At 38.7% G+C, this 15,194-nt stretch carries 14 protein-coding genes; 2 read left to right on the top strand and 12 right to left on the bottom strand.

What is annotated here, in order from left to right; genetic code table 11:
- Positions 1-3: 3 nt before the first annotated feature.
- The 8 genes from murC to ACOZIR_RS00390 all read right to left on the bottom strand — a co-directional run bounded on the left by murC (position 4) and on the right by ACOZIR_RS00390 (position 9,638).
- A complete protein-coding gene (gene murC, locus ACOZIR_RS00425; protein ID WP_310878334.1) occupies positions 4-1,305 on the bottom strand; it encodes a UDP-N-acetylmuramate--L-alanine ligase in 1,302 nt (433 codons plus the stop codon).
- Positions 1,306-1,490: 185 nt separating this feature from the next.
- Positions 1,491-2,144: a hypothetical protein gene (locus ACOZIR_RS00420; RefSeq protein ID WP_045291236.1), complete on the bottom strand. Its 654-nt coding sequence runs from the start codon at positions 2,142-2,144 to the stop codon at positions 1,491-1,493.
- A gap of 339 nt (positions 2,145-2,483) precedes the next feature.
- Positions 2,484-5,588 (bottom strand): DNA translocase FtsK, encoded by a 3,105-nt coding sequence (locus tag ACOZIR_RS00415; protein WP_310878335.1) that lies wholly within the window; start codon positions 5,586-5,588, stop codon positions 2,484-2,486.
- A 429-nt stretch (positions 5,589-6,017) separates the two neighbouring features.
- A complete protein-coding gene (ytpR, locus tag ACOZIR_RS00410) occupies positions 6,018-6,623 on the bottom strand; it encodes a YtpR family tRNA-binding protein (protein WP_045291238.1) in 606 nt (201 codons plus the stop codon).
- Positions 6,624-6,625: 2 nt separating this feature from the next.
- The gene (locus ACOZIR_RS00405; protein WP_014457994.1) at positions 6,626-7,438 is read right to left on the bottom strand and encodes a DUF1444 domain-containing protein; all 813 of its coding nucleotides are present in this window, start codon (positions 7,436-7,438) and stop codon (positions 6,626-6,628) included.
- A 72-nt stretch (positions 7,439-7,510) separates the two neighbouring features.
- A complete protein-coding gene (locus ACOZIR_RS00400; RefSeq protein ID WP_013059504.1) occupies positions 7,511-7,828 on the bottom strand; it encodes a thioredoxin family protein in 318 nt (105 codons plus the stop codon).
- A 153-nt stretch (positions 7,829-7,981) separates the two neighbouring features.
- Complete coding sequence (locus ACOZIR_RS00395) at positions 7,982-8,506, bottom strand: DUF84 family protein (RefSeq protein WP_045291240.1); 525 nt, start codon at positions 8,504-8,506, stop codon at positions 7,982-7,984.
- 58 nt (positions 8,507-8,564) lie between these two features.
- Positions 8,565-9,638: a M42 family metallopeptidase gene (locus ACOZIR_RS00390; protein WP_045291242.1), complete on the bottom strand. Its 1,074-nt coding sequence runs from the start codon at positions 9,636-9,638 to the stop codon at positions 8,565-8,567.
- Positions 9,639-9,790: 152 nt separating this feature from the next.
- On the opposite strand from ACOZIR_RS00390, the gene ACOZIR_RS00385 reads away from it, so the two are divergent.
- Complete coding sequence (locus ACOZIR_RS00385) at positions 9,791-10,102, top strand: PepSY domain-containing protein (protein ID WP_045291243.1); 312 nt, start codon at positions 9,791-9,793, stop codon at positions 10,100-10,102.
- Here ACOZIR_RS00385 and ACOZIR_RS00380 read toward each other — a convergent pair.
- Both ACOZIR_RS00380 and trmB read right to left on the bottom strand, forming a co-directional pair.
- Positions 10,071-10,928, bottom strand: coding sequence for a YtnP family quorum-quenching lactonase (locus tag ACOZIR_RS00380; RefSeq protein WP_310878336.1), 858 nt, complete (start codon positions 10,926-10,928; stop codon positions 10,071-10,073). The two genes, ACOZIR_RS00385 and ACOZIR_RS00380, sit on opposite strands and share 32 nt — an antisense overlap.
- Positions 10,929-11,003: 75 nt before the next feature.
- Positions 11,004-11,654, bottom strand: coding sequence for a tRNA (guanosine(46)-N7)-methyltransferase TrmB (gene trmB, locus ACOZIR_RS00375; protein ID WP_045291247.1), 651 nt, complete (start codon positions 11,652-11,654; stop codon positions 11,004-11,006).
- A 127-nt stretch (positions 11,655-11,781) separates the two neighbouring features.
- Here trmB and ACOZIR_RS00370 point away from each other — a divergent pair, with 127 nt between their 5' ends.
- On the top strand, positions 11,782-12,060 hold the full coding sequence (locus ACOZIR_RS00370; RefSeq protein WP_045291248.1) for a YtzH-like family protein: 279 nt from the start codon (positions 11,782-11,784) through the stop codon (positions 12,058-12,060).
- A 6-nt stretch (positions 12,061-12,066) separates the two neighbouring features.
- Here ACOZIR_RS00370 and ACOZIR_RS00365 read toward each other — a convergent pair whose 3' ends face one another.
- On the bottom strand, positions 12,067-12,861 hold the full coding sequence (locus tag ACOZIR_RS00365) for a phosphotransferase (RefSeq protein ID WP_421535487.1): 795 nt from the start codon (positions 12,859-12,861) through the stop codon (positions 12,067-12,069).
- A 191-nt stretch (positions 12,862-13,052) separates the two neighbouring features.
- A complete protein-coding gene (pulA, locus tag ACOZIR_RS00360; protein WP_045291253.1) occupies positions 13,053-15,194 on the bottom strand; it encodes a type I pullulanase in 2,142 nt (713 codons plus the stop codon).

Here is a 15,194-nt window from a genome sequence, read left to right as displayed (position 1 = left end):
TTTTTATGATACGGTCTGCTGATATAGTTTTTCAAACTTTTGAATGTCTCCAGCACCCATAAATACTAATACAGCTTCATTATGGTCTTTTAACGATTCAATTGTTTCTTCATTAATTAATTCAGCTCCGCTGATTTTGCTTCGTAAATCTTCAATTGATAATTTACCTTGGTGCTCACGAGCTGATCCAAAAATGTCACATAGATATACTTTATCAGCGTGCTGTAAGCTTGCTGCAAAGTCCTCTAAGAACGTTTGTGTACGCGTAAACGTATGCGGTTGGAAAACAGCCACAACTTCACGGTTTGGATACTTTTGACGGGCAGCTGAAATCGTTGCATTAATTTCCGTTGGATGGTGTGCATAATCATCGATTAGCACTTGTTTGCCAACGTTCTTTTCACTGAAACGACGCTTTACACCTTGATATGTTTTAAAACGCTCTTGCAGCACAGAAACATCAATTTCTTCATAATGACAAAGTGCAATAACAGAAAGTGCATTTAAGATGTTATGGTCGCCATACCCTGGAATTTCAAATGATGCGTGGAATGTATTACGAACGAACACATCAAATGTTGTGCCTGTTGTGCTTTTTACGATATTACGTGCTTGGAAATCATTTTCTTCGCCTAATCCGTAATAAAGAACAGGTACCTTCGCTTGAATTTGCTGCAGATGTTCATCGTCACCACAGGCAATAATTCCTTTTTTGACTTGAAGTGCCATCTCTTGGAACGCGCTGAATACATCATCGATATTGGCAAAATAATCAGGGTGATCAAAATCAATATTCGTCATAATTGCATAGTCTGGCGTATAAGATAAGAAGTGGCGGCGATACTCACATGCCTCAAACGCAAAATACTTGCTGTCTTTTACACCTTTACCCGTACCGTCTCCAATTAAATATGAAGTAGGTTCAGCTCCTTGAATCACATGCGCTAACATACCCGTTGTGGATGTTTTTCCGTGTGCTCCTGTTACGGCTACACTCGTATACTGTTTCATAAAGTCACCTAAGAAACGGTGATAGCGTACAAGCGTGACTCCTTCTTTTGAAGCAGCTTCTGCAATTTCTTCATGCGTATCAGGAAAAGCATTTCCTGCGATTACAGTCATGCCGTCTTTAATATTATTTTTATCAAATGGTAAAACAGGAATTCCCTGCTGTTCTAGTGCTTTTTGCGTAAAAATTTCTTTTTCAATATCCGATCCTTGAACTTGAAAGCCCATATCGTTTAGGATTTGCGCAAGCGCACTCATTCCTGTTCCTTTAATACCTACAAAATGGTAAACTGTCATATAAAGAACCTCCAACATTCGTCTATCTGTAAGACAGTATATGACGGTTATCTAGAATTGCTCTTACAAACGTATATAAATGTCGTTTGATTGCTGATTTCACGATAACATTCGTACATTATATCACTTCTTATAACATAACTCCATGACTCCATTTCTACTCTCTTCCCTTGCGAAACGGCCTTTTATTTTGGCTTCATCACATAGTATATAGCCTGCTGTTTTAAAAATGAGCGCCATGTCATTGCATTTTTTTTGTTATTATATTGCGTTACTAACTGTTCAATGCGTTGTTTATGTCCTAAAAAGAAAGAGTCAATTAACACGTCATATCCGATTGATTTTATTTTTCGAATCCAAATTACTTGTTGTTCCTCTAAATTTGCAAATCTTCCTCTTACATCTTTGATGATAACCTGCTCATTTGTCAATGGGGTATATCCTTTTAAGAAAAACGAATTAGGTACTTTAGACACAATAATTGGCTCTAGTACACTCGTCAAAAAAAAGGCTCCTTGAATCAAAAACGACTCTGTTTTCTGCTTCGCCTGATCAGCTAAAAAAAGCTGCAGCAGGGTTTTCCCCTGGATGGTTACATATTCAAATGCAAACCACTGAAAAAATAATTGTTCATGGGAATCAGACAGAGGCGCCTCATGAGGCAAGTTTACTAACTCTTTAAATAGATGTGAAGCCCGCACTTTTTCTCGTATATTCGTATAGCGGTTCACAAAAAAGAAATATTGATTGTAAAAGTCGCAAATAGCATTATCAGACTGAAGCTGCTTTTGTTCACGAATTTCATTAAAGTTAATCAGTTCATGATTTTCTTCTGTCATTACTCTTCACTCGTACTCTAATTATTTTGATTTGTCCTCTTTAAACGCCTTCAGCTCATATGTTTCTGCTGGTGAGAAATGATAGCAAACTATCACATGCTAAAAAAGCAAAACACACATTATCCTTACATATAGTAAATCATTTTACTAGTTCTGACAAACCTTTTCCTTTTTTTCCTGATGTATTTCTTCCAAAATCTCTACTCAAATTCTGTATAAACGAACTTAAAGCAGGAAAAAAGAGGCGATGGATACAGTGACAGAGCGTTAGCTCACATAAAGCTGTATCCTGCTGATCTTGCATAGCCTCCTTTTTTAACCTACATGCAGAAAAACAGCTTAAAATGTAGAGGTGGCTGTTTGACTTTCCATTTCCTGAAGCTCGTTTTCGGTAATGAGCACATCTCTCGGCTTGCTTCCTCTTGCTTCTGAAATAATTCCTTGCTGCTCCATCATATCAATTAGGCGCGCTGCGCGATTGTACCCCATTCTGAAGCGCCTTTGCAGACTGGAAGTAGATGCACCGCCTTGATCTAGCACAAACTCGCATGCTTCATAGAAAAGCTCATCTTCTTCATTCGAAGCAAAGCTTTGCTGCTTTTTCAACAAATCTTCTTGATCAAATAAGTATGTTGGCTTCATTTGTTTTTTGACATGATCTACAACGCGATCAATTTCTTCATCTGAAACAAAGTTCCCTTGAATTCGAACGCTTTTAGAAGATCCGTTTTCAAGAAGCAGCATATCACCTTTACCTAATAGCTTTTCTGCTCCTCCTGTGTCGATAATTGTACGTGAATCAACTTGCGAAGAAACAGAAAATGCGATACGCGTTGGCACATTCGCTTTAATTAAGCCTGTAATAACATCTACGGAAGGACGCTGCGTTGCAAGCAATAAGTGAATGCCACACGCTCTTGCCTTTTGCGCAATACGGCAAATAGCTTCCTCTACTTCCCCCGGAGATACCATCATTAAGTCGGCAAGTTCATCAATAATAATAACTAGATATGGCAGCTCCCCGCTTTTTTCATGGTGTTCTTTTACACGTTCGTTGTATTTTGTAATATCACGTACGCCCGCATGTGCAAACAGTTCATAACGGCGCTCCATTTCCTCTACTGCCCATTTTAAAGCTGTAGTAGCTGCTTTAGCATCCGTGATAACCGGGCTGACTAAATGCGGAATTCCGTTGTAAGGAGCTAGTTCAACCATTTTAGGGTCAATTAACATAAGCTTGACTTCGTGTGGCGCAGCTTTATAAAGCAAGCTGACGATAATGGTATTAATACAGACACTTTTACCAGACCCCGTCGCTCCGGCAATTAAACCGTGAGGCATTTTGTTCAAGTCAGTCACAACCGGCGTTCCTGAAATATCTAACCCTAACGCCACCGTTAAAGGAGAGTTATCTTTTCTAAAAGAAGGATGCCTCAAAATTTCGCGAATTAACACCGGCTTACTTTGACGGTTTGGGACTTCAATTCCAATCGTATTTTTCCCTGGAATTGGCGCTTCAATTCGGATATCACGCGCGGCTAGGCTCAGTTTAATATCATCTGTTAAATTTGTAATTTTGTTCACTTTCACACCGGGCTCAGGATGTACTTCAAATCTGGTCACGGTAGGACCTTGCGTGACGTTTACGACCTTAGCTCGAACGTTAAAGTTTTTTAATGTCATATCCAAAAGCTCACGCTGCTCATCCGCCCATTGATTATCTTCTTCAATAGCGGCCGGAGGAATGTTAAGCAAGTTCATTCCAGGAAATGTATAAGGAGAAGAAGCTTTTACATTTACAGGTTCTTCAGCTTTTAATGAAGCCTGCGGAACCGCTTCTTTGGTTTTTTCACCGTGAACTTCTTCTTGCCTACTTACTTCCGTTTTTTTTTGCAGACCTTCTGCTTCCTGCCTTTGGTATGAACCTTGGGACGGCTGACTTTTTTCTCGAGCGCTGTTATCCATCTTTGTGCGGTCTTTTTTCAGCATCATCACATTAAAAGGTACTAATCGCTTGCCGCGAGCTCGTTCAGCATTCCCTGGCTGTTCTGCAGGTACAAGAGGTTCTACAGCTGACTCTTGCTGTACTTGTCCTTGTAACTCTTGACTTTCTTGTATACTGCTCTCTTCCTCTTTTATCACTGAATTTTCAAGCTCTTGGTGAACAACAGCCGGTGCCGCTTCTGGTTGCCATTCATCAGCTGCGGGTTGCGATGGATGTAAACTTTCAGAATTCAACTCGTGTTCTGCTTCAATATGAACACTGTTTGTTGGCTCTTCTAGAATGACGTCACTTTCTTTCTCAGCGGCTGGAGCTTCTTCTATCTTTCTAGGCTTTAGTGCTTCTACTTCTTCTGCTGCTTGTAAAAGAGCTATGCTTTCTTCCATCAACGTTTCTGCTTTTACCTCTTCAGCTTCATTTCCGATCTCTTGTTGGAACGAAACGGATGATTCAAACGGAGGCGTTTCCTTTGAAATTGAAGCCTCTTCGGCTACTGCTGTTTCTTCCGCCAAATCCCAGTCAGGAGCTTTCTCTTTTGCCACTAACGGTTCGACCGCGTGTGATTCTTCAAAAGTTGGAGCCTCTTCCTGTTCTTTTACGGCTACTGAAGAACTTAGCTTTTCTTCAGGAAATGATAGCTTCTCTTTTTGATTTTCCTCATATTGCTTCCACTGAGCAAAACGCTGAGAAGACAGTTGCATCATTTCTTCCGTTTCTTGAACCGGCGCTTCTTCGGCTACAGGCTTAGAAACTGGTTTTCTTAACGGCTCTACAACAGACGTATTCATGGCTCGTCGGTAAATTTCATCTTCAAACGCTGCTTTTGATAACTGTGTACTCGGAAGCTCATATTCTACTACTTCCTCACTCCCGGTTTGTACAACATTAGAAGGCCGCTTATTAAACCCATAGACAGGTGAAGGAATTTCAGTCGGACGAAACGGACGTTTTCTTACTTGCGGAATCGCTTCTTTCTTTTCAGATACTGTTTTTAACGGCTGAGATACTGACTTAGGCTGCGTTAGCGCCGACTTGCGAACAGGCTCTTGATAAAACGGAGCCGGTGCCTTTTTTGCTACAGGCCTTGGTTCATTTTTAGGAATTGCTGACTTTTTTGTTTCTCCCATATCATCAATTAAAGGGAAACGAAACGTTCCTTTTGGATATTGATAAGCTACTTTTGTATGAACATCTTGCTGTTCTTCACTGTAACTCCGTTTTTGCGTTCTGGCCGAGTGTGGAACAGAAGGTTTTGGCGCTGCTTTCATCACTGGCTTTTGATGAACTGACTGCATTTGTTTAGGCTTAGGAGCCTTCTTTTTAGGAATTGTTTTTTCTCTATTTAAAGGGTATTCTTCCGTTGTATTTCCATGTTCGTCTACAACAATTTCTTTCACTTCGTATCCTAGTAAATAATCCATTACTTTTCGTACAAAACCCATTTTTATCACTCTTTCTATCAGACTATCTTACTTCGTTTAGCCTCTTATACCGCAGTGCTGCGATATCTACAAAAAGCTATCCATGCATCCTTTATTTACCTTTGGCCTCAAAGTATTCTCTGAGATGGATATATATACTATCTTTTCATTTATCATTCTATCACGTATGCTTGAACTCTTACTATAAAATCTACTATTTTGCTTCCCTTATTTATACAGTAAAATTCCTCTTTGCAAAAATATTTTTTCACGTTTAATTAGCACTTATAATTAAACGCGAAAAAAGCCACTAGTATATACTAGTGGCTTTTAATTTTATCAAACCTTTTTAAGAATTGACAATTGCTTTTCAGCAACTGTAACGCTTTGAAATATACGTGTAAAAAAACATCATGCTTTTGCCCTATAAATCAGTATCGCACTCTGCTTTTATGCTTGAAAAGGCTGACCTACTTCATATTTGTCTTCAAGTACTAAAATCCCTTTTTCTTGAGGAGCGTTCGGAAGCGCCAGCTCTTTAGCAGAGCAAATCATACCTGAAGAAGGCACACCGCGCAGCTCTGCATCTTTAATGATCATACCACTTGGCATAACCGCGCCTACTTTTGCTACCACCACTTTTTGACCTGCGTCTACATTTGGTGCTCCGCATACAATTTGAAGTGTTTCTGTGCCAACATCTACTTTACAGATGTTCAGCTTATCTGCATTTGGATGCTTCTCTTTTTCTTGAACATATCCCACTACGAATTTAGGAGATAAATCCACTTCAAGTTTACCTTCAAAACCGCTTTCGCTAAGTACACGATTTACTTCTTCCACCATTTCTTCTGTCAATTCAAGAGAACCATTTCCCTCTACTTTCAACTTAGAAGAAGCATGAAAAATGTTATAGCCAGCTGTTGTGTTTGATTTTTGATCAAAGATACGCACAACGTCGCCTTTTGTTTCAAACGTGCGATTTTCAATTGCGATCTCTTCTAGCTTGACGATTAACGTATCGCCGATGCCTTCTTTATTATAAAAAAGATTCATAATTAGTCCCGTCCTTTACTGCGATTTTTTCCTAGGATAAAAATAGGTTCTAGCTCGCCGTTTTCGTATAAAAATGAAAGAGCTGTGATGGGTACACGTCCACTTGCAAAAAAGCTCATGGTCATCTGCGCAAGAATATCATAACCCGTTTCGTTTTGGATATCAGCTAGAATCAGCACATCTTGGTGAGGTACTGCTACAGCCATTGTGCCCGAAACACTAGAAGCAAAATCTTGCAAAAATGCCTCATTAAGAATTCGGCTTGCATCGTATCCATCGTTTTGATTTACAAAATAAAAGTCATTGCCTGCTACCGTATCTTTTTTATGGGAAATCGGCAAAGAGCGAAGATTAAATTTAGCCATTTCCCGCACTGCGGATAGATCTAAATTTTCCTTGCGAATTAGTTTCTCATCTAATAGACGATATGTATTGCCTAAATCAAGCGCATAATAAATGCGTGTTTCAGCTGTATGTTCATCATAAATCAACGGCACGTCTTCATTCGATTTATCCGGAAAAGACGTTGAGCGAATAACTGGATAAATGCGCTTTTCTTTTCCCGTTACCTGCTGTTCATCGTTCATAACACGAAGAGCTTCTTTTATATAATATACCATTTCATCTAGAGCTGCTTCCTTTTTTTCTTCCCATTTTGCAATTAGCCCAGGTAAAGAAATGGTTACACCTTTTTTCGTTTCCTGATGTTCAACGCGCAGCGTATCTTTTTCACGATCAAATAAAAATGACCAATCCGCACCCGTTAATCGCTCTTCTAGTAGTTTTCTCATCTTTTGACTATTCATTTTCGCCATATTTACGCCTCCTTTTCTCATTTTTATGTATGAAGACTGATAGCTGTAGATAGCTATCAGTCTTCACTTGATTTATGCATTTAAGCCGTTAATAAACTCTTCAATTTCTTCTTTTGTTTTACGGTCTTTGCTGACAAAACGCCCTGTTTCTTCTCCGTTGCTGTAACCAACAAAGCTTGGAATTCCAAAGATGCTTAATTCTGCACAAAGATCGATGAAGTCGTCGCGGTCGACATAGTGAAATGTATACTCGCTATGATTCGCCTCAATTTCTGGAAGCACAGGCTCGATTACTCGGCAATCTGGGCACCAGTCTGCTGAAAACATCATGATATGTTTTCCTTCTTTAATGATTTCTTTGTATTGTTCAATTGTTTGCATTTTTTCCATTTTTCTTTCCTCCACTTTTTCTTTTACTTTCGTATTTAAACGGCTAAAGCCCCATACATTATTTAATCCTTCTACATCAAAACATAGTATATGAGTTGTTGCAACTATCATACACTGATGCTTTTCTATTATAAAGGGTTACAAAGAAATTTCCTATTGAACAGCTTGATTTGTCCTAAAATCCAGCTGTCCTTTTAGCATTAAAACAACTTGATAAAACATAGCGGTCCGATCTAAATTTCCATTGGTGAAAATACCGATTGCTCCTTCTTTTTTTCGAATATTCTTTTGGTTTGTATACACTTCCATAGCTTCGGCTAATTCTTTTTTATCATGACGAAGCATACCGGCTACCGCTTCAGGAAGCAGAATACGAGCTCCTCCACCTAAAATCGGTTCAAGGTCCTTAGAGGTAACAAGACTTCCCCAGTTGCAAAGGAATAAGCCATGAGGCGTTTCCTGCACCCCTCCTTCAAGTCCAATGCCTATATCAGCACCTGTCGCTTTGACAGCAGCACGCGCGCGGTTAATCGCTCCTTGGATGGTTTCTTCATCAGAAAAAGGCTGTGGCGACACCCCGGACTGCACGTCTACCTCTACGTATGTAAAAGTATCTCCAAATACTTTTTTTACTGCATTTACTTTTGTTGGATTCTTCGTTCCGATTGCAATTTTCATTTTTTTCTCCTGTCATTATGAAACAAAGCAACCGCAAAAGCAGCTGCTTTGTTCTTCTTTATCCGTTTTGCTTAATCGTATCAAGCGTTGTTTGGTCTGTAGAACGTACAAGTTTAACTAATAATTCTTTTGCAGCTGCATAGTCATCCACATGAATCATAGATGCATGAGTATGAATATAACGTGAACATACGCCGATTACTGCAGAAGGAACGCCATTATTAGAAGTATGAACGCGCCCTGCATCCGTACCTCCTGGAGAAACGAAGTATTGATAAGGGATGCTGTTTGTCTCAGCTGTATCTAAAATAAATTCTCTCATTCCTCTATGTGTGACCATCGTACGGTCAAAGATACGAAGTAATACGCCTTTTCCTAATTGTCCAAATGCATTTTTATCGCCTGATGTATCGTTAGCAGGACTAGCATCTAGTGCATAAAACAAATCCGGTTTAATCATATTCGCAGCTGATTGAGCACCGCGAAGTCCTACTTCTTCTTGAACAGTAGCTCCAGAATATAAGATATTTGGCAATTTTTCATTTTTTACTTCTTTTAATAATTCAACCGCAAGTCCGCACCCATAGCGGTTATCCCATGCTTTCGCCAATATTTTCTTTTCATTTGCCATTGGCGTAAACGGACAAATCGGTACAATTTGATCGCCAGGACGAATGCCCATTTCTGCTACTTCCTGCTTGCTATCTGCGCCCACATCAATCATCATATTTTTAATGGCCATCGGCTTGTTGCGCTGTGATTCATCTAATAAATGGGGAGGAATAGAAGCAATTACGCCGGTGATAGGACCTTTTTTTGTAACAACATGGACGCGTTGAGCTAGAAGTACTTGACTCCACCATCCTCCTAGAGTTTGAAAACGAAGCATTCCTTTATCTGTTACAGATGTAACCATAAATCCTACTTCGTCCATATGTCCTGCTACCATTACTTTAGGACCTTTTTCTTCATTATAACGAACGCCGAATAAACTTCCTAACCCATCTTGAATGACTTCATCTACAAGGGGTTCAATTTGCGAGCGCATAAATGAACGTACTTGATGTTCGTTTCCAGCGGCACCTGGTAACTCCGTTAATGTTTTAAATAGAGATAGCGTTTCATTGTTCATATATACTCTCCTTTATGTATCATTTTCTTTATTGTATCGAAAACCGGAAATAGTTGCTAGTTCCGTCCTTCTCTTCTATGACTCAACTTAACAAAGCATTCGACAATTTGATATAATAATGAAAACATATCCTTAAAAAGCAGGTGAATAACGTGAAATGGACTCAACTAATAGCAGGAGCTGCAGTCGGATTTGCAAGCGCTTATATTATTCAAAAAAGAAAGTCGTCAATTTCCTCATCGGAAGCCCTTGCGATTGTTAAAAGCGCTTTTAAACAAAACGGGGCAATCGACGGCTCATGGATTGAAACAACAACTAAAGTCATTCAAAAACATGGTCTCTCTTTTTATGGTTATACAGGTGGAATTATCAGAACACGTGATGCAAAACAGGAACATTACGAGTTTTTCATTGATAAAAAAAGCGGTGCTATTATTGAATTGACGTTGAATGCACCCGTTTAATTTCGTCAACTATTTCTCCTTTATTATCCCATTTTACAGCTCGATAAAAAGCATCATGATAAAAACTTAGCCAAGCTTGATGCTCATAGGCATAAGCTAGCCACTGCTGTTTTTGTTCAATCGAAGTCATTGGATAATCATCATATGCCATTACCCATAAGACATTTTGATGTGCATGTGTTGGCAAAAGATCGCCCATGTGCACTAAGATGTCGTTGTTTCCTTTTAATACAACTACAGCATGGCCATCGCTGTGACCGCCGGTATGATGAACAGTTACTCCAGGCACAATTTCATCTTTGTCGCTAAATGTTATTATTTGATGCTGAATAAATTCCCAATTTTGTTTCCAATACGTATTTTTAGAACGTATATTAGGATTTCTCATTTCATTCCACTCGATGTCGCTAACAAAAATTCTTGCATTTGGAAAAGCAGAGGAAAAATTTCCGTTGATACATTTTGTTAAGCCTGACACATGATCAAAGTGGAGATGCGTCATAATGATATGAGTAATATCTTCACACGTAAACCCTAACTTTTGTAAGTCTTCAGCAATAAATGATTCTTCCGTTACGCCAAAATGACGCTTTTTTTTCTCATCCAACATCCCTTTTCCTATGCCTGCATCAATTAACATGAGGTGTTTTTCAGTTTGAACGAGCAAAGGATCAGTCCTCATTGGAATTCGATTTCCTTCTGAGATAGGATATTTTTTTGTCCAAAGCTCTTTTGGAACAACACCAAACATTGCCCCTCCGTCTAAATGATTATTCCCTCCACGAAGCCATGTCACTTTTAATTCGCCTATTGTTAACGTTTCCATTTTACACCTCCATTATATTCCTTTTTATTTTATCACTATCCCCTTCTCTTTTTGAACAAAAAAAGACTGAGGAACTCAGTCTTTTTCATTCAGGTATTTTACTTCACAGCGGTAAATGCGGCTGCCTTTTTGTGAAAATTTCTCTTCATATTCCGTCATAACATTGCCTTCAAAATCACTTTTATGCAAATCTAAGCTAATGTACTTGAGAAGAAGCCCATATTCTGAAAAGCTTGTCAATGAATACTCAAATAGCCCTTGATTATCTGTTTTAAAGTGAATTTCTCCACCATCAACCAGCAGATTTTCATACATGCTTAAGAACGTTTTGTATGTTAAACGGCGCTTGGCATGTCTCTTTTTTGGCCATGGATCAGAGAAATTGAGATAAACGCGACCCACATCATTTTTTGTAAAAAACTCACTAAGGTGGTTAGCATCTACATTCAACAGCTTTAAATTTGGAAGCTCTTCTTCAATCAATCGTTCTAGAGCACTTAAGATGACACTTTCGTACATTTCAATTCCAATATAGTTAATATGCGGATTTTGTTTAGCCATCCCTACTAAAAATTGGCCTTTTCCTGTTCCTACTTCAATATGAAGAGGATTTTCATTCCCAAAAACTTCTTTCCAGTTTCCTTTATACTCCGTTGGGTTTGGAACCACGTATTGGGGATTTTCAGCAATTTTATCTTTTGCCCAAGGTTTGTTTCGTAATCTCATGTTGCACCTCTTTAATTTATTTTGACGCATTGAAAATGTCGGTTATTCGAAACAACCGACATTCTCATGCATAATTGTGTTTAGATAGAAAAAAATAAGAGCATCATACGAGAAAGGATGATGCTTAATGCCTTTAAATGCCGAACACCAAATGAATATATTAAAAGATATTTTATCTAATCATCAAAGTGATTGCTGCGGAACGGTTGCGGAATGTGAACAGGTTGAACGTTTAATTCAATCAATGTTAGCAAAAGGACATGCTAGCACAGACGTACAAGCAACACTACAAAACGTGTATCAATACACGCAGGATGCAAAAAGTGCTGCTCATTTAGACGAACATATTCAAACCAATCAACAAAATTTATCACAATGGGTCCAAGAACTATCTACCTTGTCATAATCTTTGCTACTGTGCTTGAATGTCGTTGACGAGCAACATCCGAAGATATTCAAGCCAGTAATTCATTTCAGAATGTTCGTTTTTCGAACGATGCCATTCAATGAATAAAATGGTTTGACTTATCACATACCACTTCATTCTCTTTTTCAAGTTCTCAGTTAGTTCAATCCCATAATGCTCAAGCCATTCTTCCCACTGAGATGGATTGATGTACCAATAAAGCAATAAACCTAAATCAATAGCAGGATCTGCAATCATCGCTCCGTCCCAATCGATTAAATATAGCTGCGTATTCTCTCCAAGCATCCAGTTATTGTGGTTCACATCACAGTGACACACAACATATTTATCTGTCCGAATGGACGGAAGCTCTGCTTGTAAATAGCTGATTCCCTGCTCTACAATACTCTCTTTTTGAAGTCGTTCGTCCACGTTCTCTAGAATATCAGCTAGCACGTCTTCGGGAAGAAGCGGTGTTTTCCCTAACCTTTTCAACATATCTAATAACTCGTTTGAATGATGAATTTTACTAAGCAATTCTGTCACTCGACTCGAATTCATATCTTTTGGTTTTAATTCTCGACCATCTAGCCAGTGCTGAGCTGTGATCACATCTCCATTTTCCATTCGTCTTGTCCACACGAGCTTCGGTACAATTCCTTCAGCTGACAATACTGCTAAAAAAGGTGATGAATTACGCTTTAAAAAAAGCTTTCGGTCTTGAAATTTTGCAAAATAAGCTTCTCCTGTCGCTCCGCCAGCAGGAGTAATTTCCCATTCGCTTCCTAATATATCTTCCAACCAATTCACCTTCAATTTCAACACACACATTTCGTTTAAAAATTTCACTCAATAAAGCAATCTATTAAGACATCATGACGTTATTTTCTTAGTAAATAAAAAAGACGGCTATTGAGGATATGTATCAATAGCCATCCTTTATAAATATTATCTCCATCACACTTTTTTCGTCAAGTGGTTGAAGACAATAATTATGTTTGAAATAAAATAAGAACGCTAAGCCTTGGAACATTTATAGCATTATCCTCTATAGTAGGATACCCATTTTTATATACTTTACAATGATCAAGTACTATTTTCCATGGTCCTTCTGGCAAAACTACTTTTTCTTCCATTAGGCCTTGATTAAAAAACACAATAATATTCTTCCACGGACCGTAGGCCAATACGTTTGATAAGAAATAGCCAATAACGGATTTCGGCGTGTTTAGGAAAGAGACATGCTGCCTAATCGCTGAAGCATCCCCCAAGCGAAATGCACCGTGCTGTTTGCGAATACGAATCAGCTCTTGAACCCAATTCACATCAGCAGAAAATTCCATTCTTCGATTCCAATCAATTGCATTAATATCATCGGGTGAATTATAGCTGTTCTCTACGCCTTTTTTAGTGCGGTAAAACTCTTGACCACTATGAAGAAACGGTATGCCTTGCGAAAGAAGCACAATAGCAGTAGCAAGGCGATGACGACTTCTACGAGTGTCTTCGTCTTCGTCTCCGTTTGAATTCGTTAACTTATCCCACAGCGTATGATTATCATGTGATTCAACATAATTAATTGACTGTGCTGGATTTATAAATAAAGCGGGACTGTCTTCTTTATCCAGAATGCTCCCCGCTATCACAGATTGCACCGCTTCTTTTTGATGAATATTTCCGCTGATAAAACCTTTTTCATGCACATCAAACGTGCTTCCTTTTACAGAATCTCGAAAGCGGTCATTAAAATAGCCGATTTGAGGCGTTTGGCGGGCATTCGCCATCATTGCTTTTTGATTGTGGGGAAGAGGAGTATTTAAATCCCAGCCTTCGCCAAACACCAAAATAGTAGAATCAATTTCATTTATTTTTTCCCGAATGATTTTCATCGTTTCTATATCTAAAATCCCCATGAGGTCAAAGCGAAAACCATCAACATCGTACTCTTTTATCCAAAATAATACTGAATCGATAATAAACTTTTGCGCCATTTTCCGTTCAGAAGCAAAATCATTTCCTACTCCCGTCCCGTTCGAAGGCATCCCAAACTCATCATGCCGAAAATAATAGCCGGGAACAATTTTTTCAAAAGGTGATTCTTCACGTACAAATACGTGATTATAAACTACATCTATAATAACACGGAATCCCTGTTGATGAAGTGTTGATATTAATTGCTTCACTTCAACAATACGAGTGGCGGGATTTGAAGGGTCAGCAGAGTAGCTTCCTTCCGGCACATTAAACAACAATGGATTATACCCCCAATTATAAGAAGCATGAGGATTTAATTCATCTACTCCGCCAAAGTCGTTAATCGGAAGAAATTCAAGGTGGGTCACTCCTAGCTCTTTTAAATAATGGAGACCTGTTGTTTTGCCTGGCTGACCGCTTGATTCAGTAACAGCTAGGTACGTACCTTTTTTTTCTATCCCGCTTGAAGGATGAACAGAAAAGTCTCGAACATGCATTTCGTAAATAACGGCATCCGTTGACTGAAGGAAAGGCGGCTTTTCATGGAGATGAACATAGGCTGTATGAAGATTTACCAGAACTCCGTATTCACTATTTGCTGTAGCTGCAACGGCATAAGGGTCCACCGCTTCATTTGTCCGACCGTTTACATCTATTAAAAATCGATAATAATACCCTTCTTTATCTAAAGAAAGTTCCTTTTCCCATACGCCTTTTCTTTGACGAGTCATAACGTACAGTTCTTCTTCTCCGCTGTTTGCATGTATTAATTTTAAAACCACTGCTGATGCAGTCGGAGCCCAGACTTTTATCATAATATGATCTGAATAAAAGGCTGCACCCAAATCATTTTGATTATAATAAAATCTTTCATCAAACTCTTTTGTTCGTATAACAGCCCCTACTTGCAGCGGAACTTTCTCCCCGTAGTTATCACAGATAACGTACGAATGTCCAATTTCTATGCTATCTTCGACCTTGCCTTCATATTTGATAAAACCTTCTAATTCATGTACGTTTTCAATAGAGATGGTCTCATGGATTTGTGCACTTTTAATCACAAAAAAATCAATTTGACCTTCATGATAAGAAGTTGGAACTAAAAGAGTAATACGATCTATTTGATCTAAATAAGCCTGAAACTTATTATCACCAGTCAT

Source organism: Priestia sp. D3YE.R1 (assembly GCF_049199565.1).
Classification (GTDB): Bacteria; Bacillota; Bacilli; order Bacillales; family Bacillaceae_H; genus Priestia; species Priestia aryabhattai.
Note: the sequence above shows the minus strand (reverse complement) of the source record. Positions and strands in the feature narration are given on the sequence as shown.

What these genes read in the sequence shown, in the direction of transcription:
- ytpR (WP_045291238.1), bottom strand. Translation starts at nt 6,623, where the DNA reads ATGAATCTTTTTTATAATAAAGAAGGCATCGGCGATACGTTAATCGTC.
- murC (WP_310878334.1), bottom strand. Translation starts at nt 1,305, where the DNA reads ATGACAGTTTACCATTTTGTAGGTATTAAAGGAACAGGAATGAGTGCG.
- ACOZIR_RS00415 (WP_310878335.1), bottom strand. Translation starts at nt 5,588, where the DNA reads ATGGGTTTTGTACGAAAAGTAATGGATTATTTACTAGGATACGAAGTG.
- ACOZIR_RS00395 (WP_045291240.1), bottom strand. Translation starts at nt 8,506, where the DNA reads ATGAAAATTGCAATCGGAACGAAGAATCCAACAAAAGTAAATGCAGTA.
- pulA (WP_045291253.1), bottom strand. Translation starts at nt 15,194, where the DNA reads ATGACTGGTGATAATAAGTTTCAGGCTTATTTAGATCAAATAGATCGT.
- ACOZIR_RS00380 (WP_310878336.1), bottom strand. Translation starts at nt 10,928, where the DNA reads ATGGAAACGTTAACAATAGGCGAATTAAAAGTGACATGGCTTCGTGGA.
- trmB (WP_045291247.1), bottom strand. Translation starts at nt 11,654, where the DNA reads ATGAGATTACGAAACAAACCTTGGGCAAAAGATAAAATTGCTGAAAAT.
- ACOZIR_RS00400 (WP_013059504.1), bottom strand. Translation starts at nt 7,828, where the DNA reads ATGGAAAAAATGCAAACAATTGAACAATACAAAGAAATCATTAAAGAA.
- ACOZIR_RS00390 (WP_045291242.1), bottom strand. Translation starts at nt 9,638, where the DNA reads ATGAACAATGAAACGCTATCTCTATTTAAAACATTAACGGAGTTACCA.
- ACOZIR_RS00370 (WP_045291248.1), top strand. Translation starts at nt 11,782, where the DNA reads ATGCCTTTAAATGCCGAACACCAAATGAATATATTAAAAGATATTTTA.
- ACOZIR_RS00420 (WP_045291236.1), bottom strand. Translation starts at nt 2,144, where the DNA reads ATGACAGAAGAAAATCATGAACTGATTAACTTTAATGAAATTCGTGAA.
- ACOZIR_RS00405 (WP_014457994.1), bottom strand. Translation starts at nt 7,438, where the DNA reads ATGGCGAAAATGAATAGTCAAAAGATGAGAAAACTACTAGAAGAGCGA.